Below are 19,948 nucleotides of genomic sequence, written 5' to 3' on the forward strand. Positions count from 1 at the left end.
ACCAAACCTCGCCAGCCCACACCGGCCAAGGCCCTATCCCAAACCATTCAGAAATCGATCCAAGCAAGGATTAACGAGATGTCGACTGCTACCGGAAACAAAGTTGGACGTATCACCCAAGTGATCGGCTCGACCTTCGATGTCGAGTTTCCTTTGGACCAGCTGCCACCAATTTACAATGCCGTCAAGATTCAATCGGACCTTAAAGGGGTGCAGATTGACCTCACCGGTGAAATCCAACAACACTTGGGTGGCGGACGCGTACGCTGCGTAGCACTCGGAAGCACCGAAGGTCTACAACGCGGTCTGGATTGCGTTGACACTGGCAAGCCGATCACCGTTCCTGTTGGACAAGCTACCCTGGGACGCGTCTTCAATGTATTGGGGCAGCCTGTTGATAAACGGGGTGACGTCGCAGCCGACGATTATTGGCCCATTCACCGCGCCGCTCCCACAGTAGATCAACTATCGACCAACACCGAGTTGTTTGAAACGGGGATCAAGGTCGTCGACCTGCTGACCCCCTTCGTGCGTGGTGGAAAAGCGGGTTTGTTCGGTGGTGCCGGTCTGGGCAAGACGGTTATTCTCACCGAATTGATCGCTCGTATCGCTAGCTCTCACGGCGGTTACTCCGTATTTGCCGGAGTGGGAGAGCGTACTCGAGAAGGCACCGACCTGTGGTTGGAAATGCAGGAAACTGAAATCGGTACAACCGGTCGCATGGTAATTGAGCAAACCTGCATGCTCTTCGGCCAAATGAACGAGCCACCAGGCTCACGTCTTCGCGTGGCTTTGGCCGCGTTGACCATGGCCGAATTCTTCCGCGATACAACCGGTGCAGATACGCTGTTGTTTGTCGATAACATCTTCCGCTTCTCGCAAGCGGGTAGTGAAGTATCGGCTCTGCTCGGACGGATGCCCTCCGCGGTAGGTTATCAACCTACACTGGCCACAGAAATGGGTGCCCTCCAAGAACGAATTACGTCGACGAAGAAGGGTGCCATCACTTCGGTACAAGCCGTATATGTACCTGCGGATGACCCGACCGACCCCGCTCCTGCCACAGCCTTCGGTCAGTTGGACGCGTTTATCTATCTAGAGCGTTCGATCTCCGAAAAGGGTATTTATCCTGCCATCGATCCTCTGGCGTCCAACAGCCGGATTCTGGATCCGCAATACGTAGGGGACCGCCACTACAATATCGCCCGTCGCGTTCAAACGATCCTCCAACGCTACCGTGAATTGCAAGACATTATTGCCATCCTAGGTGTGGATGAATTGAGCGAAGATGACAAGATGGTCGTGCATCGCGCCCGACGCATCGAACGCTTCCTGTCGCAACCCTTCTTGGTGGCTGAAAAGTTCATTGGTCGTCCTGGAGAAATCACCACGATTGCCGATACGATTCGCAGCTTCGAAGAAATCTGTGATGGCAAGTGGGATCACCTGCCCGAAGCGGCCTTTATGTATGTCGGCTCCATCGAGCAAGCCGAAGAGCAAGCCAAACGCATGGCTGCTGAGAGCAAGAAATAAGCCGCCCCGAACCTCCCGAGGTAGGTCGAATTCCAGCGGTGTGGTCAAGTCAAAATTGCCCGCCGCTGGTGTCGAATCCACCTTGTAGTCAATCCTCCCCCAAGTGAATCCACCCTCTAGTCTGTAGGCAGCTCTTGAGCTGGAAAGTTATCAAACATGAGCGACTTGCGATGCGTGGTAGTCACGCCTGAGCAAACGGAATTGGACGTCACAGCAGATTCCATTACCGTACCGTTGTTCGACGGTGAAATGGGAATTCTCAAGGGGCACAGTCCGTTGGTAGGCCGATTGGGATACGGCGCACTCAATGTGAAGAACGCCAGCCAAACGGACAGCTATTTCATTGAAGGAGGCTTCGTGCAAGTCTCTGAGAATGTTGTTTCCGTCTTGACCGATAAACTGGTCCCCTTGAGCGACATTACAGCCCAAGCGGCGTCCGACGCTATGCAAGCGGCTCTAGCGATGCCAATGAGCAAACCCGAAGATACGGTCGTTCGGACCAAAGCCGTCAGTCGTGCTCAAGCAATGACCCGCGTCGCCGGGTAGTTTTAGTGGCTTGATGGCGGTAGGTAATACGGGATAATCCAAGCCGATGAATTCCGCAACGCGAAACGAGTTTGCGTTTGCGATTCCTCTCCTAATATGCCTTTTATGGCTGTTTTCTCCGGGCTTGATCGACTCGGAAGTCCCCGCGTTCCGCGATGGCTTTCATTTCTACTATCCCCAACTCGAATGGCTCGACCAACGCCTCCAGCACGGCGAGCTATTTCCAAGCTGGAATGCGAACGAGGGCCTCGGCGTTTCGACCGATGGCCAACCGAGCGTTGGCCTCTACTATCCACCGCGCGTCCTCTTCCTGATCCCTGGACTATCGCTACCGCAGCGATACAGTTTGTACATCGTGGTGCATCTAGGACTTGCTGCCTTGGGCATGCGATATGCCAGCCGATCGATGCGATTCTCTCGTGCGGCCAGTTGGCTAGCTGCGATCAGCTTTACACTTAGCTGCCCCGTCATTTTCCAACATTCCAACCTGATCTATCTATGCAGTGCCGCATGGATCGGATTCGCGCTCGGGGCCATGGCGCGCTTGATGCGATTCGAAAGACCACAATGGTTAGCTAGTTGTTGCGTATTTAGCACTGCCTGCAGCCTCATGCTGCTCTCGGGAGATCTACAAACGGCGGTCAATGCCATTGCGATTCTCTCACTAGCAATCGTGACGAGGAGTCTACGAGCGTGGCCGTTTCCCAAAGTGAATCAGGCACAGCAACGGCGCGAGATCGAACGTTTTCTACAGCGTTGCCTCTGGATGCTGCTTACCCTTGTCTTGATAGCCTCAGCCACCGCCATTCAATGGATCCCCGCTCGGCAGTGGGCCGGCCATACGGGTCGCCTCAGCCAGGTCCAGCTGCCGAGCGCGAGCCATCCGCAAGTTCAAGCCATCCTTGCCGAGGCAAGCGAACATTCCTCCGGCAGTTCGTTGATGATCTACGACTTCAGCCTCTCTCCGTGGCACCTGCTAACGACCCTTTGGCCGACACTCGGGGGGAATTTCCAACCCGAGAATTCTCGCTGGTGGGACGCCCTTCCGAGCGAGGGACGCATGTGGATTCCATCGCTCTATTTCGGTTGCCTTCCAGCTCTGCTGGTGCTCTCCACGCTCTTTCCAGCCTGCTGGCGACGCTGTCAATCGCTCATGGGCAGATTCAAGCGTTGGCCACAACTCTCCGGCGGGAGTCGGTCCCCAGGAATGGCGAAACCTACCGCACGCGTCGATCAACCATCGAACACTTCCGTCCCGCGCCCTCGCGGAGCGGATCCCCACGCGCAGCAGAACAAGTTTGCGTTCCCCCAAAATTCCACCGGACAACGCGCGGTGAACAAAGCCTCGCGTTGGTTGATCGGGCTTTTGCTATTCTCGCTACTAGCATCGATAGGCAACTACTCGCCGATCTGGCTGCTGCGTCAGCTGCTGACCGGAGTTGGTTGGGATGCGTTGGCTGCAGCGCTCCCCAAAGACCACTACGGCACCGTCTATTGGTTGCTGACGGAGATCATTCCGGGTTACCCTAGTTTTCGCTATCCGGCCAAATGGTCGATTTGGTTCATTGCCGCAGCGAGTTTACTCGCTGCCTATCAGTACAACCAAACTTCGACCTTACGCGTGAGCTCACCAGCGGCTCAAGCCGGACGTTCACTGTTCTTCGTCCTCTCTGCATTGGCCTGCGTTGTGGCCGTACTAGCCTGGTGGACCTCCTTCGCGGGCTATGGCTCTGCGGTAGATCGCTGGTTGGCATCACGCGCGGCAGACCCTTGGTTGGGACCTCCCGTCTCCAACGCTGTCGCCCAGGCGGTGGCACTGGCTTGCGCGGTCCCCGTCTGCGTGCTGCTGTTGGTAAAACGCACCGATAAGATATTGGTCATCACGCTGGTCGAGATGACGCTGGTCGCGAACATGTGGATCACATTTATCGAGGTGCCCGGGGCCCCCCAGACGCTTCCTTCCGATGCGTTCGTGTGGGCCAACGGAGCGGCAGCCAATGCGATGCAAGATGCAGGGGGAACTCAGGCAAACAAGGGGAACTCTTCCGGAGTCGCTGCACGGCAGCAAGCCACCTATCAAATGCAGTTCTTGCTAGGCAAATTGGGACAGCTTTCAGGAGTCCGTAGCCTGCATGCGACCCAATCGCTCGACCCGCAGGCTGTTCGACACATCAAGAGTTGGCTGCGCCGCACAGATGACATGACCACCGCCCAATCGGAACTCGATTCTGTCTTGCGCTACCTGGGTGTCACACATCGCTTGGTGCGCGAGCAATTCGAGGAGCAACCCGCCGCGTTTACCTGGCATGCCATTGCTGCACCGGCAGCCCTATGTGAGTTAGCCGCGACCGATTTCGAAGCTGGCAACGCGCGTTCATCCCCCGCCGCCTATCAGTGGGTCGACTCCGGCACACTGGACGTTTCCATCGAAGCAGGGCAGGGGTGGAGTCGGCTGACCGTGCGTCAGTTCAATGATGGAGGCTGGGCGGCTCAGGGGTTGGTGGAAGGAGCCTCCCGGGCTATCCCGCTACCCATTGAACAGGGGCAACTATTCATTACCATCGACCTCCCGGTCAATTCACAAGCGATACGCATTCGTCGAACTCGCTAGCGTTTCGCCCTCGCCACCTCCGCAGGCAAGGGGGGGCGGAGAGCCCCGGTGCGCGTCAAGCCGGCTCAATCCCTGCCGAGAATGCTAACGCACAGTCGGCCCACAGTCGGAGCACACCGAGCAGTCGTGGTGAAAGAAGCGTGATGCAAGCAGCGTGGTGAAAGAAGCGTGGTGAAAGAAGCGTGGTGAAAGAAGCGTGGTGAAAGAAGCGTGGTGAAAGAGGCCGTCTAGTCCAGCACCAGCGAAGAGTTCTCTGGCTGGCCCAGCGCAGCCGCGTTCTACTAGGATGCCCCAGCCTGGCAGGCCGCCAGCACCGACGACTGCACTGCCCAATCATGAGCGTAATCGAATTGCGATTCTTTTTCGTCACGAATCACTTGAGCCATATCCGCAGCATCGCCGACATAGCGCGGAAACTTGGGGAATTGGATCTCTTGAGCCCCAGCCCGATACTCGCCCTGCGGCTGGGCGAGTGTCATGATGGCCGTCGGATTATCGAGCGGTTGAATATGGAATGTACCTTGGCTTCCACACACTACAAAATGCCTGCGCGCAAAACCATTGACTTCCATGGCACTCGTCTTAACCGTTGCCAGGGCTTGGGGGTATTGGAAGACCGCCAACATATTATCGCGCAGCTCATCGGCCTGCGTCGTTGAATGATGCGCACCGAATGCAGTTATCTGCTGAGGTGCTCCCAGAACACCGACGACCAGGTCGATGATGTGACACCCCAACTCGAACATCATGCCGCCAGAAAACTCGGCCAACTCCTGGCGTGAGGCAGGCGGAACCACCTTGCTCATCACTGTATGAACTTCGAAGACATCGCCCAACCACCCCTTAGCAAGGCACTCCCGCAGAAGCACGACCGCCGGGTTGTAGCGGTACATGTATCCCATTTGCACCATCAGCTGCTGGCGTTGCGCCTGATCCAACAAGCGACGGTAGTCGGGCAGGGAGTCCCCGGCCGGCTTGTCGAGATGCACATGCATTCCGGCCGCAACACACCGTTCAGCTGTGGCTAGCAGATCGCGCACCTGAGTTTCGACCACTACCGCCTGCAAGCCTGGAGTATTGAGAAGCTGCTCTTCAGTCATCCAAGGCAAGCCCTGGAATGCAGGCTGTTTTTCCGCCTGCTGACGCAATTTAGGGTCCGGCTCACAGATCCCAACAACCTCGTAGTCTGACGAATTGCGATAGACCGAAAGTTTAGTTGCGTGCGCGTGCCCGACACCGATTTGCCCAATTTTGATCGATTGCCTAGCAGGAGTGGTGCTCTGCGCCCTAGCTCTATTCACGGCGAACGCGCCTGCGGCCAAGACTCCACTGCCTACAACTTTGCGTCGATTGATTTGCATTGATTACTTCCCAGATTCGATTAATTGTTCGAATTCCAGCTCGCTCAGTATTTGGACACCCAGCTGCTGCGCTTTTTCTAGTTTGCTGCCCGCCTTTTCACCGGCGACCAGATAGTCTGTTTTTTTGGAAACGCTGCTCGAAGCGCGGCCTCCGAGCTGCGCGATGAGCTCTTGGATCTGCTCGCGCTGATATCGCACGAGCGTCCCCGTCACGACCACCGACTTGCCGGTCAACACCGTTGAGACTTGGGCTTTATCGGGATCGTAGAGCGGACTCTCCAGCGACACTCCAACGTCCCGCAAATCGGAAAACGTTTTCTGTCCAACCTCGCTATGAAGGCACCCCCACAGGCTCTCGGCGATAATCGCACCAATTTCCTCGAGTGCGGCCAGGGCCTGAACACTCGCATCCATCAATTCATCCAGAGACCGAAAGTTGCGGGCAATAATTTTACCCACGGTCTTACCCACGTGGCGAATTGAAACGGCTGATAGAACGCGAGCCAAGCCACGCGTCTTGCTGGCCTCAATTCCCGCCAGTAATTTCTGCGCCTTGCGTTCACCAAATCCTTCGAGAGTCAGCAGCTGTGATTCGTCCAAACGATAGAGATCGGCATAATCATTTACGAGCTGGGCATCGACGAGAAGGTCCACAATCTTCTCCCCAAGGCCGTCGATATCCATGGCGGAACGACTAGCGAAGAACCTGAGTCGTTGTCGTAGCGTGGCGGGGCAAGCTGGATTGACACAACGAATGTAGACCCCTCCCTCATCCTTCTCCAATAACGAACCACACTCTGGGCATTCCGTAGGAAACGGGAACGGCTCAAGCTCAGTCTCCCGCCGATGCAATTCGACGCGTACGATATGCGGGATGATCTTGCCAGCCTTCTCAACCACCACCCAATCGCCAACCCGCACATCTTTCCGCTCAATCTCTTCCGCATTGTGCAAGCTGGCACGCGAGACCGTAGTACCGGCCAGTTGAACCGGTTCGAGTTCAGCCACCGGCGTGATTGCACCGGTCTTACCGACCTGGACGCGAATGGCATTCAGCCGCGTAATGGCTTCGTACTTTTCGATTTTGTAGGCGACGACCCAACGTGGCGATTTACTGGTGGAGCCGAGTTGCTCGCGTTGGGAGAAGGAATTGACCTTCAAGACCAAGCCATCGACTTCGAAATCGAGTTCATGCAAATCGGCCTGCAGCTGATCGATTTTTGCCAACACATCGTCCGCAGAGGCAAAGCGGTGAACATGCGGTGTCGCGGGCAGGCCGAACCCCTTGAGCTCCTCTAAGAAGTCGAGGTGAGTGGTCGCCTGCACCCCTTCACAATATCCCAGTCCGTGACCAAAGAAACGCATTCGCCGCTGCGCAGCCTGCTTGGGATCCAACAGCCGAATTGCTCCTGCTGTTCCGTTGCGAGGATTGGCGAATGGGGGCAGGTTTTCTTGAGCGCGGCGGAGGTTCAAGGCGGCCAAATCGCTATTGGTCATGTAGACCTCGCCGCGGACCTCCAGCAGCGGCGGGGCATTGCCATGCAACCGCAGCGGGACGTCGGAAATGGTGCGAATATTGTGGGTGATATCGTCGCCAACTTCGCCGTTGCCTCGCGTCACCGCACGAACCAACTCACCGTCTTCGTAGATGATGGCGGCAGCCACCCCGTCGATCTTCAACTCCAACACCCACTCCACCGACTCGACTTCGAGGCTCTTCTGAACTCGGCTGAGAAAACTCGCGAGCTCCTCCAAGCTGTAGGTGTTCTCAATCGAGAGCATCGGGATGCGATGGGCAACTTGTTTCAAGTCGCCAACAACCTCTTCGCCAACCCGCTGCGTAGGACTGTCCGCAGTGATTAGCGAGGGATGAGCCGATTCCAACTCAGCCAAAGAAAGCATCAAGCGATCGTATTCTAGATCACTGATCGCTGGCTGGGCGTCTAGATAGTACAGACGATCATGGTGACGGATCTGCTGCCGGAGCTGTTCCACTTGCTGCTGAGGAGTCGTCATCGATCACGCTTTGGTCTTGTGGCTGCAAGCGGAAGGCAGGCAATCTACCCGAAGTAGGCGCTACCAACCGCTTCGTCAGCGACATCAATAGACTCCGGCCAATTAGGCCAAATCTCGATCTTCGAACAACAGCAGTGCTAAGAACATCGCCAACATTATGTAGAGCAGGCAGTATATCAAGTTCCCGGAAAGCAAGGACATCGTGATCCTACTTTCCGCATCGATAGCAGCTTGCAGCGAAAAGTGCTCGAGGATCGGAATGATTGTGGCGACGAGCTGTGCCACAAACCGGACGATCTCAAAGCCATCTTGAGTGCTGCTCACTAGGGAAGTCGTCAAATTACCGAGGACATAGATGGCGAAGCAAACCGACAAATTGGCGAGTTGCGGCAAGCGTGTTGCCAAGGCCACACTAATTGCTGTCAGCACGATCGATTGCATGAATGCCATGACCAAGCCAGGGATGGTAGCGATCATTTCCAAATGGCACTGTTGCCAATTCGGGGCTTCGGTCGACATTTCGCGAGCTTCGTAGATCGGCTTATAGGCAACGGCCACCAGTTCAAACGTTCCAAGAATGACGAACATCAACATCAGCACCCAGAAGATCCCCATGAACTTGCCGATGATGAAGCTGCGACGCTGGATGGGCTTGCTCAATACGGTCAGCGCGGTCTTGCCTTCAATCTCTTCACTGATAGAGCTGCTCGCTGACCAGATCCCTTGAAAGGCGGCTAACAACATGATGGTCGTGATACCGCAGTCTTTCAGCAATTTGATGTCTTCGCCAAAAGTATTGAACGACAAATACTCATACAGGCTAATCGACACGATGCCGATAATCATGAGCACCAAGAACAAGGGTTGTGCCAGCTCATTCTTGATCGTGGCCAACGATACCGCGGATACTCGCGGAGCCACCGCTTGCTGCAACAAAATCACCAGTCCCAGCAGGACGATTGAAATCGCGCCGATCAACAAGGTCGCCGCTTGCGGAACAGGGGGTTGTGTCACCGCAACGAAGGTGATCAAGGCGTCGTCGATCTCGCGGTTCTGGATATGCAGCTGCGTGCCGACTTCGTAAGGAATCGGCAAATCTTCAATGCGTTGGGTACGATTCCAGCTCACCGGCTCATCGGCCTCGACCCGTATCGGCACGCGGTTGAATTTGAGTGTCTCGGCTGCGTCCCCCAGCAAAACCTGCTTGTCGCTAGTGATCTCAATACTACGCAACAACTCCAGGTCCAAGGGAACATCGATGGGCACATAGGCCGGTTCACCCTCGGCAGCACTGCCTGGCACGGTGCGGGTAAACGTAATCTTGCCCGTCGTAAAGATCTGCGGGAGGCTCTCAAAGGCCGCGATGGGCTGCTCGACAATCGGTTGCCCAAGCCCCAGTCCAATCCCCCAAATCGCTGCTCCCACAAAAACAACGGTCAGGGCTGTAATACTCAGCATGCCAGCCACCCCTTCGCTAAGGGTGCTAACGGCGTTCTTGGCAGCTTGACGCGATGGACAAAAAACCAACGCCCATCCCACAATTGCACAGCACAGCGTCAGCGCAATCCCCAGCATCAAGGGCTCTTGGAGTGCAGCCTCCCCCTTCAATTCGGGTGGCAAGCTGAACCAAATCCCCGCCGTTAGTGCGGCGGTGATCCCTGCCGCAACCGCATGGCCCGCAGAAGAATGCGAAAGTCGTTCCCAAACCGGAATCGTCGACAGCAATTTAAAGAGGAGCACCAAGCAGACCAGCACTACAATTCCGATTGCGAGCCCTGCAGCCAGGAACCAAATCGGAGTCAACCATGCGGTCATCCAAGAATTTTCGGCCTGACCAAGCGGTCCAACCGGGAAGCTAAGTGGCAATTGAAGCATGTCGAACTGCTAGCCGTATAGGGAATCGATGAAGAATCAGGGGGAAATATGCCGTACAGCCGCCATAGGGGAGCAGTCAGACGGGGACGCCCCACTCAGCCAGCCACTGAAAACCCAATCGGTCCAGCAACTGTGCCTATCGGTTACAGCATTGGGGCTCTATTCTGACTCAGCCATCGCCGAACGTCGACATGCTGGCAGTCAAGGAATCGAGAAAAAATAGAGCTTGGGGCCAGTATGGCGCGATTGAGTCATCCTGGCATTACGTTTAGGTGGGTCAGCCGGTTCACCCCACCAACGCGTTTGGGCCAAAATTGCTGAGCTTGCTCCAACGCGGCCCGACTTCTTTTGGGTTGCAGGAGGCTGGCCGGAGAGGCTGGCGGACGCTGACTAGCTGAGCCAAGCCAGGGTCCGGAGTGGATATTGTGCTTACTGGCGACCGGTGCTTACTGGGGTCTGACCACACCTGACGCTCTCCCCCCCCCCTATAACCGCTTGTCCTGAGCAACAGCAAAATCGCTCCAACTTGCTTGGCCAATTGCAGACCAATTCTCCTCAGCGGTCACGATATGGCGATGCAATCGGTGTGCAATAGCCTCCCGAAACCTCAGCAGCTCTTCGTCCTCTCCCTCGACCTCCAGCTGCACGCTGCGGTCGTCGACGTTGCAAACCCGTCCAACCACCTCGAAATCGGCGGCCAAATCTGCCACCGTCACGCGAAATCCAACCCCCTGCACGCGGCCGGTGTAGCGTATGAATAGTCGTTCCATTGAGCAATTCCTTTAACTGGTTCCCGATTGTTTCCTACTGCATCCAGCCACCACGGCTAACCGTCTCGCCGGTACCCATCTCGCGTTCAATGCTGGGCTGGCCGGTAAGCATCCTGGCTCGTGACCGATAAATATTCTGGCTAGTGACATTCTGGCTAGTGACATGGTGAATAAACTCGGGGCGAGCTCATCAGGACGCATGCCACGCCTTGCCCCCTCTCTCACCGCAACCACTCCCTGTGGTCAGAGCCCCGAGATACGTGGCGAGGCCCCAAGCATAGCGAGCAGCTCGCCGGCCGTACCGAATCTTGTGGAATGGGGAAGACAATGCGGGAGATGTTGCCGTGTCTTGCCGTCCAGTGCCGTGCCGATCAACTGACGTTTGCTGTCCTCCCCGGGGCACAGGCCCGATTCCGGTGCCCCCCGCTCTTCACTCTCCCCCAAGTTGCTATTGACCCAAAATGGACAGCCACGTAATGTCGCGCGACTATGAGTACACATCTTACAAAAAGTCGACGATTGAGTATTGCCCCGCTGCTTTTCGCGATTGCCGTTGGTGGTTGCTGCAGTTTCGTACAGTTCGCAGCGCCGACGGTTGCTTGCGCGCAGGAAGCACAGTCCGGCGTACTGTTGCTCAAAACGCCCAAGAACTTGGAGTCCGTTGTAAGCGGCCAACTCTCGCTCAAAGGCGACACGTACGAAGTGGTCGCGGCGGAGGATTCGCGAGTTTGGATTCCTCGAGACCGAGTGCTCTTCGTCGGCCGAGACATTTTGGATGCCTACGAATTCAAGCGGAACGGCATTGTGAGCTGGAGCGTGGGGGATCACTACCAACTAACGCGTTGGTGCCTTATCAACCAATTATTGGAGCAAGCGACAGAGCACTACACCGAAGTCGCCAAACTTGCCCCAGGACATCGTCGTGTGAGCCAATTGTCAGTGGAGCTGCAGAAGAAGCTCTTAGAAGATGGAGAGTTTCGCGACTACTTGGGACTCCCACCGCTGATCGCTGCCTCCTCCAACCAATTCGCCCCACAACCGGTGCCGGGAGAGTCGGTCATCGCCGCCAGCGGTTCAGACGTGGCCCCGATTCGGCCCGAGGTCTCCCTGTGGTTCTCGCAGAAGGTCCAGCCGATCTTGATCAATCGTTGCTCCCAATCGGGATGCCATGGCAGCGCAAGCCACAACGGCCTGCGATTGTTGGAACCGTATGCAAAGTCTTATGCCCGGCTCAGCACGGCCAACCTCCTCAGCGTCCGCAACTATTTGGGAACCGACGCCAATTCTGCCGCGCCCTTGGTAAGCTATGCAATCAACGCGCACGGGCAACAGCGTGCCCCTGGCATCGGCTTCAATGAGCAGGAGTTGGTGCATGAGCTCCAATCCTGGATCGCCTTCGCTCGATCTCCCGTCATGCCTGCACTGGCAACATCGACCACCACCGAGGGTGCGCAGACGGCGGCCTACCAAGCCCCCACCACCGCCCCCCCTTCAGACTGGACACCCGTCCGGCCAGGAAATTCCCAATTGCAAATGGTCCCACTCCAAGCCAATCCCGAAGCGGATGGAAGTCAAGTTGCGGGCTTCAGCGCGCAGGACCAGCCCCCCACGATGGATGAGATTGACGCTTTGGATCACAAACTGCGCCAGATGTTGGGCGAATCCCCCGCCCCCGCTTCTGCCCGTTCGACCGCACCGCCAACCCGCGAAAGCATCGACCCCTTTGATCCAGCGGAATTCAACCGCCGCGTCCTAGAACGCCAATTGCCCCAATAAGCCCTAATAATTAGACCAGCTGGGCCTCTCTGCCCCAACTAGCCCATCTCTACGGCTAGGCGAATTGCGATCGGGCATTAGAATTTTGTCCTGAGTCTGGAGGTCGCGCCTCCCCAATTCGCTTTCGAGTCATCCATCAGCAAGGTTTTGATTTTGTTACGTTCACACACATGCGGACAACTGCGTAGCTCGCACATCGGCCAGACAGTTACGCTATGTGGCTGGGTTGACAAGAGTCGCGACCACGGCGGGACGATGTTCATTGACCTGCGAGACCGTTACGGCAAAACGCAAGTGGTGGTAAACCCCGACAGCGGCGAACAGGCCCTGGAAGTTGCCAAGGAGCTGCGTGGTGAAGACGTGGTGCTCATGGAAGGCATTGTCAGTCCTCGTCTGGAGGGGAAGGACAACTCCAAGTTGCCAACCGGCGAAATTGAGATCCGAGCGAGCCGAGTGGAAGTACTCAATGCGAGCAAGACTCCTCCGTTTTTCCCCAATCAGCAGGAAACCCCAGGCGAAGACTTGCGATTGAAGCACCGCTATATCGATTTGCGCCGGCAAACGATGCAGCAAACGCTAGTGCTGCGCAGCAAAATCATCAAATTGATGCGAGACTATTTCGCTGAAAATGACTTCATCGACGTAGAAACGCCCATCCTGGGCCGTAGCACGCCAGAAGGGGCCCGAGACTATTTGGTGCCCAGCCGAGTGCACTGGGGACAATTTTTCGCGCTGCCGCAATCTCCCCAGCTTTACAAACAGATTTTGATGGTCGCTGGCTACGATCGCTATATCCAAGTGGCGCGTTGTTTCCGCGATGAGGACTTGCGGGCCGACCGCCAGCCGGAGTTCACTCAGTTGGACATGGAAATGTCCTTCGTCGATGCAGACGACGTCATGGGCATGATCGATGGTTTGATGTCCAAGCTCGCCAAAGAGCTGCTGAATATCGATCTTCCCGCCAGTTTGCCACGCATGACCTACGACGACGCGGTTCGTCGCTTTGGCAGCGATGCTCCCGACCTGCGTTTCGGCATGGAGATCGTCGACTGTAGCGATTTTGCGAAGCAGAGCGAATTCCGAGTCTTCCGCGGCGCCGTCGATGCGGGAGGATTTGTGCGTGGGATTAAAGTGGACAAGCGTGCCGAAGAATTTTCCCGCAAACGAATTGATGAACTGACGGAGTTTGTAAAACACGATTTCGGTGCTAAAGGACTAGCATGGTTCCGGGTTGAACCCGATGGATCACTTTGGTCTCCCATCAGCAAGAACGTCGAACCAGCCGTCTTGGAGGGTTTCAAGAGTCAGTTCGCCGCAGAACCTGGCGACTTGCTGTTGCTACTGGCTGACACCTGGGAAGTTACCTGCAAGGGACTCAACGGCTTGCGCCGTCGCCTCGGAGCCGAACTGAAGCTCTACGATCCCGCTGAGATGCATTTCTCTTGGGTCGTTGAATTCCCCATGTTCGAGGAAGATGCGGAAGAGAAACGCTGGGTAGCAATGCACCACCCTTTCACAGCACCTCGACCGCAGGATCTGCCCTCGCTCAAAGAAGCACCTCATCAGTGCCGAGCCCAAGCCTACGACTTAATCGTCAACGGGTACGAAGCGGGCGGCGGGACCATTCGTATTCACGACTCTCAAACCCAGCAAATCGTCTTTGACCTCCTGGGAATGGACGAAGAGACGGCCCAAGATCGATTTGGTTTCCTCCTCAATGCCCTCGGCTACGGGGCACCTCCACACGGAGGTATCGCACTGGGGATCGATCGCGTCGTTATGCTGTTTGCAGGTCTCGACAATATTCGCGATTGCATTGCCTTCCCCAAGACGCAAAAGGCCATGGACCTCATGACAGAGGCTCCTGGTGCCGTCGACAAGAAGCAGTTGCACGAACTGCACATCGAAATCGAAACTCCCCCCGCGAAGGCGTAGTCGCAGCCTTTTGCCAAGGAAAATCGCCTTACACACCGCCCAAACAATCGATTTGGACGGTTGCAGTGGATGACTTGAGTTCAACCTAGAGGGCAGGGCATTGCGTCCTCAGGGACCGGCGAATGCGATGGTCGCCTCGTTCACGACCTGTCCGCTCAACCGCAGGAGCCGCTCAACCGGAGAAGCCACTCAACCGCAGGAGCCGCTCAACCGGTGGAGGTGGAGTGCGGACCTAAGGCAAGACTCCAATCGGTTCAGCGGCCGCAGCGTTCAAGTCCACCGAACGCACCACCAGGGAACATGCCGCCGCACCGGATGCACGAAGCTCAAAAGTGCTTCGCCATAGGGTTTCTCTGCAGGCCGCTCTCTACCCCTTCTCTGCAAACCGTGCTGGCTTACCGATGCTCCCCAGCCCCACGATCCAAAGCTAGATATTACGGATATCAATCAAGCTTCCGGGCCTGCCCACAAGGCACAGCCCCAATCGCTAGCATTGCTTCCACCGATCGACAATACGCCAAATTGCACTCGACATAAGACGCATTTTCTGCGACTAAATTTAGTCAGGGCTCGTCGCATCGATCCGGTCCACGCAACACTAAAAACTCAGGAGTGATGGTCGTGAACACTCACTGCACCCAAGCAATCTACAAGGTAATGACAATTCTCTTGCTAGGCACCCTGCTCGTCGCTGAAGCCCAAGGGCAAGAGACTTCGAAGCCGTGGTGGAACCCATTCGCCACCACGATCGACAGCAGCGACGGCTCGAGTTCAGATTCCGAGGCGGTACGCAGCAGTTCCTTCTTCAACGATCCAAAGCCAACTGCTGACAAACCGTCTAAGAAGGGCTCCTTTTTTAAGATGCCTTCAATGCCTTGGCGCGGAACCTCCAGCTCTGGCTCTACTCTAAAGAAAATGACGCGTTCGACGAAGAACATGTTCAGCAGTACCGTCGACTTCATGAACCCGTTCGATAGCTCACCAGCTCCCGCAGCCAGCAATAGCTTTCGCGATCAGGGCTACCAACCTCAAAAATCTCGTGAACCCATTGTGGAAACTCGCTCCGGGAGCGGGATGTTCGGCTGGTTATGGCGCGAAGAGAAAACGGAAACTCCCGTCTCCGTCAATGATTGGCTGAAGCAACCCAATCCTCTGCTCGCACAGTGAAGCTTAGAGAGCGTTTCCGAGGCTTAGACATCCCGTTGCCCCATGCGGCTTGGTGCCAGTTGCCGAAACGGCTCATTACAATCGCCACCCGCTGAGTGAGGGATTGTTGAAATCGCAAACCGCTGAGTGAGCAAGGCCCGAGCGTCTGCCGCGGCAGAGCGATTGGGAACTAGCGATCGGGGGCATTGGTGGGCCTTGGCCCCGCTAGTGCAACTCTCAGATCGCAGACATTGGTGCCCGTTGCTCCCGTCCGGATCAAGCCTCCGACTCGTGCAAAGTAGTGGTAGGCGTCGGCACGACTCAAATAGTCCTCCGGTCGTACTCCGGCCCGTTCCGCAGCTTGCCACAGTGGCGCATCGAACATCGCGCCAGCCGCATCGGTGGGGCCATCCTCACCATCGGTCCCGCCGGAGAGAAAGACAAGCGGACGTGGGTACAGCGCCGGATTGGGCCAATCCGCCTTCACCAGCCCGTCGAGAACCGCCAGCGTCAATTGCTGATTGCGACCACCTTTTCCGGGCTGCTGGGGGAGTGTAACTGTCGGCTCTCCGCCGCTGATCCAGCAATCGACCTCTTCCTGCTGCATCACTTGTGTAGCGGCTTGTGCGGCATGGCACGCAACCTGGCTGACATCCCCCTCCACGGCTCTGGCGGCTTGCATGACGTAGCGGTATCCCAATTCGACCGCTTTGACGCCAGCCGCATCTACGGCGTCCGAATTGTTGCCAAGAACGATGTACTCGCGTGAATCCTGCCGTGGCGAATCGAGGGGCGGTGAAGCGTTTTGCTCTGCCACCAGTGCTTGCAGATATTGAACGATGCGTTGTAGGGCGGGGTCCTCCAGCAGCTGCAGATCCTCCAAAGCGGCCAACGCTTGGCGAGGTTCGCGCTCGCTGCCAGCAACGGTGGGGCCTGACGCAATCGTCTCAATCGGATCTCCCAAGCAATCGGAGATAGCTAGCGTAATCAAACGTTGGCCATGGAATTGGGCCGCCAGCCCACCTCCCTTCACCAAGCTCAAACAGCGACGTATCAAATTCAGCTGATCAATATTGCCGCCGGCGGCTGCCACGCGTTGGGCGACCGCCTGTTTATCCGCCAGCTCGAGCCCAGGTGGCGGAGCGACCAACACGGCCGACCCTCCTCCCGACAATAGACACAGCAAGAGATCCTCAGCCGTGCAACTGCGTACGATGTCAAGAATCTGTCGCGTCCCCTCGACCGCCGCTGGCGTCGGTACATTCATACCGGCAGGTCGCGCGGTGTGCAAATGGATCTGCCCCGTATCCCAGTTCGGGTCAAACGTCTCGGCAGGACAATTGACCCAACCCACGCAGGGCGGAGCAGATTTATCCTGCTGAGAAAAATGCTGCTGCAGCTGCTGGTAGAAGGCGGCCGCCATGGCACCCGAGGCTTTTCCCGCACCCACCACCACGATCCGTTTCAACTTTGATAAATCGACCCACACATCGTCAATGCAGAACGCATCCGGCTCCCAAACCAGTTTCGATTCAAACAGCCGCGCCGGCTTCACCGCCTCGATGCCGGCCTGCCAGATCTCCAAGGCATCGCTGCGAAGTTTGTCGGATGGAGAGGTCGAAGCATCAGGGTTGAGGGGAGGCATCCGCAGGAACAATCTCGTCGGGAAACATGGAGAGTGGCGAAGTCACGAAGCTTCGCCGATTGTGAGCTGGTGTGATGGCGCTAAATATAATGTTCTCAAGCACGATATCACACTCCCCACGGCATTCCGACAAGAGTCGAAACTCATCACCGGAGACCATAAAGCGATACAGTTCTACCGGCACAACGTCCCCCACATTCCCCTGAATTAGTTGCCCCAGGCTGGGCCCAGCTTGATTGTCGTAGACCAGCAGGCCACTATCGAGTCCGCGCGTCGCGCGTAACACGCGTGCTTGTGCGGAGACTCGCACGAGCTGGCCCCGGTCAATTTTTGCACCGGCACTGCGCACTCGGAGGGAAGCCCCCTCGTAGCCTCCCTCCAGCTCTTCTGCTGGAGAATGCTCTCGAGTCGACTTTTGATAGGCCGCCAGACGCAATCCAGCACCGGTCCGGTCATCTCTGGCTGGCACCAACTCCACGCGTAGATCGACCTGCTCTTCGAGTCGCCTTTGTTGCGTCCACCCCACATCGAGCATTTCACTCAGATTGCTAAAACTCCCTCCCGGTAAGGGCACCGCATGCCATGTGCTGCGCGCACTGGCATCGGCCAATTGCCAATGCACATGCAGGGTCGCCGGGCTGACCACAAAGGGACTCGATTGCGGCGTGGACAGATTGCTGGTCGCAACCTGTTGCGCGTCAAACAGGATGCTCTGAATATTTTCGGAAGCTGCCAAGCTCAGCACGGTCGAACCAGCCGGCTGGTTGGTCTGCAGCGCCTGAGCGCTTTGCGTCAGCTGACGCTGCGCGAGCTCCAATTGTTGCAGTTGGCGACGCGCCTCGGGCTGACTCTCAACGGGCTGTCCCCCCGTACCGAATCGGGCCTGGATCAAATTGGCTGCAATTCCCTGTGTAAAGGCCACTACCTCCATCTGATCGGCCGCATTGGACTTGGCGGATTTCTCCAATTCACGGCGAACGTAGTTCAAGATCAGGGAGTTGGCAGTAATCACGAACGACTCGACCGCTGCTGGTTTTTCTACTGCCCAAGTCACTCCTGCCGGCGTACGCTGACTTTTCAGCGACTCCATGCGCCCCTCCGTCAGACGCAAGACTTGCATGGGTACTGAGGGAGTCGACAGACTGACCTGCAGAGCTTGCCCTTGGGTTGGCGGAACGCAGTATTGTGAATCTTTTCCCGAGGTGTGTGCAATGACGAGATAGCTTTCGCTGACCACCCACGACTTGGCCGCGAAGTCGGATCGATCGAGGGCGGGATTGGCAGCCAATTGCCCAGTAGCCAACCAGGGCCCCCACAGATTCATCTCATTATTCATCCACCGCAACGCGGCCACGGTAGCCCGTTCCGTACTCGAATGGACGGCGAGCGGTTTCTGAGTTCGAAACAAAATGCCACGGGCACCTGCCGCCACCGCTTTTACCGCTTGCAAACGCATCCCCAGCGGGTTGATTACCGGTTCGGCCTGCAACGCCAGCTCAGGGTCGACCACCGCTAGAGCCTGCTGGTATTGCTCGTCGATCGCCGGACTCAAACCGGCATTGATGGAAACCCAGCCTTGCCCACGCTGCCGTACGGTCGCCAACTTGCGCGATAGCCAAGCTTGCTTGCTCGCCTCACTACCGGCGGAATTCGGATCGGGCACCGGTACGATCACTTCATCGGCAATGCGGCTGAAATTCCAGTACTGTTCCAGCGCCTCACCAACCAGGGGTCGCGCGAGCTTGTGCTCTAGGGCTGCCACACGATCCGCCTGCTGTCGAGCCAGATCCGCTTGCTTTCCGTCCAAGGCAGCTCCCACCAACCACCCTTGAATCACCGGCGCAAGATTGTCCGCAATCTCCACGGGATGCGACGGGGGAGGGCAAATCGCAGACAAGTCGGCAGACTGCAGTTTCGCCAACTGCTCCTCGCTCGGCAGCTTGTTCAACAACAGTCCGGTTACCCCCAAGGATCTCAGCCACGGCAGCGATTCCCCTTGGTATTGCAGCCACAGGGGAATGCGATTCGGACCGGCCCAAAAACGCTCTTCAGCAGACGGAACAGCATGCCGCCATTGCCACCGAGCTCGCCAATCCTCCGGTGGACGCATGCCTGTCGCCGAGACCGGAATGGCACTGCGCAAATCCAAGTCATCCATCTGCACCCGATAGCGACCAGGTCCGGTGTATGCATTCAACACCAAGCAATCAATGTAGGCTCCATCGAGTTTGAGATGCGAACCGAATCGCTGGCGAAGCGAGATAATCTCGTCGTTCAACAGCTTTTGCAGCTTCTCGACCCGCAACTGCTGCCACTGGCCCGTTTCCGTGTACAGGCTGCCCCACAGGATAGTCGTCAAACGTCCCTGCGTTACCGGATGTTCGTCAAACGGGAATACGACTCGCACTCCCAGCTGCAAACGGCCACTACTGCAACGCGTCCACATCTGGGGCTGAAACTCATCGAGAACCAGGGCTGGCTCGACCGGATAGGCCAAGAGCACCATTGTCCCCGTCCCACAAGCCACCTCCGCCAACTCGCACGTTCGCCCGCCATGGGGCATGATCAGACTGATACTGTGCTCGGTGAGCTGCGCCTGGCAATCGCTGTCGACAAGTGTCCAGCGAGGCTCCCCTCCCTCAAACGCTTCGATTCGCTGGGCAGAAGCAGGCCGCATTGCTCCCACTTCTAGGAGCAACAGTAGAATCGCGTTTAAGCACAGCCACGGAAGAGT

Annotated in this window: 13 protein-coding genes; 7 read left to right on the forward strand and 6 right to left on the reverse strand. The window is 56.9% G+C overall.

The genetic code is table 11. The features are described 5' to 3' along the window. The first annotated feature begins 78 nt into the window (after positions 1 to 78). From atpD to Q31a_RS23895, 3 genes are all read left to right on the forward strand, one after another. Entirely contained in the window at positions 79 to 1,533 is a 1,455-nt protein-coding gene (atpD, locus tag Q31a_RS23885; RefSeq protein WP_145083422.1) for a F0F1 ATP synthase subunit beta, read from the forward strand. A 156-nt stretch (positions 1,534 to 1,689) separates the two neighbouring features. Next, positions 1,690 to 2,079 carry an ATP synthase F1 subunit epsilon gene (gene atpC, locus Q31a_RS23890; protein ID WP_145083425.1) on the forward strand — a complete coding sequence of 130 codons (390 nt, stop codon included), beginning with the start codon at positions 1,690 to 1,692 and terminating at the stop codon, positions 2,077 to 2,079. A gap of 46 nt (positions 2,080 to 2,125) precedes the next feature. Further along, entirely contained in the window at positions 2,126 to 4,690 is a 2,565-nt protein-coding gene (locus tag Q31a_RS23895; protein ID WP_145083428.1) for a YfhO family protein, read from the forward strand. A 281-nt stretch (positions 4,691 to 4,971) separates the two neighbouring features. Here Q31a_RS23895 and Q31a_RS23900 read toward each other — a convergent pair whose 3' ends face one another. From Q31a_RS23900 to Q31a_RS23910, 3 genes are all read right to left on the reverse strand, one after another. Next, complete coding sequence (locus Q31a_RS23900) at positions 4,972 to 6,051, reverse strand: Gfo/Idh/MocA family protein (RefSeq protein ID WP_145083431.1); 1,080 nt, start codon at positions 6,049 to 6,051, stop codon at positions 4,972 to 4,974. A gap of 3 nt (positions 6,052 to 6,054) precedes the next feature. Then, positions 6,055 to 8,067, reverse strand: coding sequence for an NAD-dependent DNA ligase LigA (ligA, locus tag Q31a_RS23905; protein WP_145083434.1), 2,013 nt, complete (start codon positions 8,065 to 8,067; stop codon positions 6,055 to 6,057). Between the two features lie 102 nt (positions 8,068 to 8,169). Then, positions 8,170 to 9,942 (reverse strand): ABC transporter permease subunit, encoded by a 1,773-nt coding sequence (locus Q31a_RS23910; protein WP_145083436.1) that lies wholly within the window; start codon positions 9,940 to 9,942, stop codon positions 8,170 to 8,172. A 28-nt stretch (positions 9,943 to 9,970) separates the two neighbouring features. On the opposite strand from Q31a_RS23910, the gene Q31a_RS30980 reads away from it, so the two are divergent. Then, entirely contained in the window at positions 9,971 to 10,165 is a 195-nt protein-coding gene (locus Q31a_RS30980; protein ID WP_231690918.1) for a hypothetical protein, read from the forward strand. Positions 10,166 to 10,427: 262 nt separating this feature from the next. On the opposite strand, the gene Q31a_RS23915 is transcribed toward Q31a_RS30980, so the two are convergent. Further along, complete coding sequence (locus Q31a_RS23915) at positions 10,428 to 10,712, reverse strand: acylphosphatase (protein WP_145083439.1); 285 nt, start codon at positions 10,710 to 10,712, stop codon at positions 10,428 to 10,430. A 489-nt stretch (positions 10,713 to 11,201) separates the two neighbouring features. On the opposite strand from Q31a_RS23915, the gene Q31a_RS23920 reads away from it, so the two are divergent. The 3 genes from Q31a_RS23920 to Q31a_RS23930 all read left to right on the forward strand — a co-directional run bounded on the left by Q31a_RS23920 (position 11,202) and on the right by Q31a_RS23930 (position 15,590). Then, complete coding sequence (locus tag Q31a_RS23920) at positions 11,202 to 12,488, forward strand: hypothetical protein (RefSeq protein WP_197355601.1); 1,287 nt, start codon at positions 11,202 to 11,204, stop codon at positions 12,486 to 12,488. 153 nt (positions 12,489 to 12,641) lie between these two features. Then, complete coding sequence (gene aspS / locus Q31a_RS23925) at positions 12,642 to 14,423, forward strand: aspartate--tRNA ligase (protein ID WP_145083446.1); 1,782 nt, start codon at positions 12,642 to 12,644, stop codon at positions 14,421 to 14,423. A gap of 621 nt (positions 14,424 to 15,044) precedes the next feature. Beyond that, complete coding sequence (locus Q31a_RS23930; RefSeq protein ID WP_145083449.1) at positions 15,045 to 15,590, forward strand: hypothetical protein; 546 nt, start codon at positions 15,045 to 15,047, stop codon at positions 15,588 to 15,590. A gap of 169 nt (positions 15,591 to 15,759) precedes the next feature. On the opposite strand, the gene Q31a_RS23935 is transcribed toward Q31a_RS23930, so the two are convergent. Both Q31a_RS23935 and Q31a_RS23940 read right to left on the reverse strand, forming a co-directional pair. Next, the gene (locus tag Q31a_RS23935; protein WP_145083452.1) at positions 15,760 to 17,214 is read right to left on the reverse strand and encodes a glycerate kinase type-2 family protein; all 1,455 of its coding nucleotides are present in this window, start codon (positions 17,212 to 17,214) and stop codon (positions 15,760 to 15,762) included. Beyond that, positions 17,195 to 19,891 (reverse strand): hypothetical protein, encoded by a 2,697-nt coding sequence (locus Q31a_RS23940; RefSeq protein WP_145083455.1) that lies wholly within the window; start codon positions 19,889 to 19,891, stop codon positions 17,195 to 17,197. Before Q31a_RS23940 ends, Q31a_RS23935 begins: the two co-directional genes overlap by 20 nt. Between the last annotated feature and the right edge of the window lie 57 nt (positions 19,892 to 19,948).

The organism is Aureliella helgolandensis, from assembly GCF_007752135.1.
Lineage (GTDB): Bacteria > Planctomycetota > Planctomycetia > Pirellulales > Pirellulaceae > Aureliella > Aureliella helgolandensis.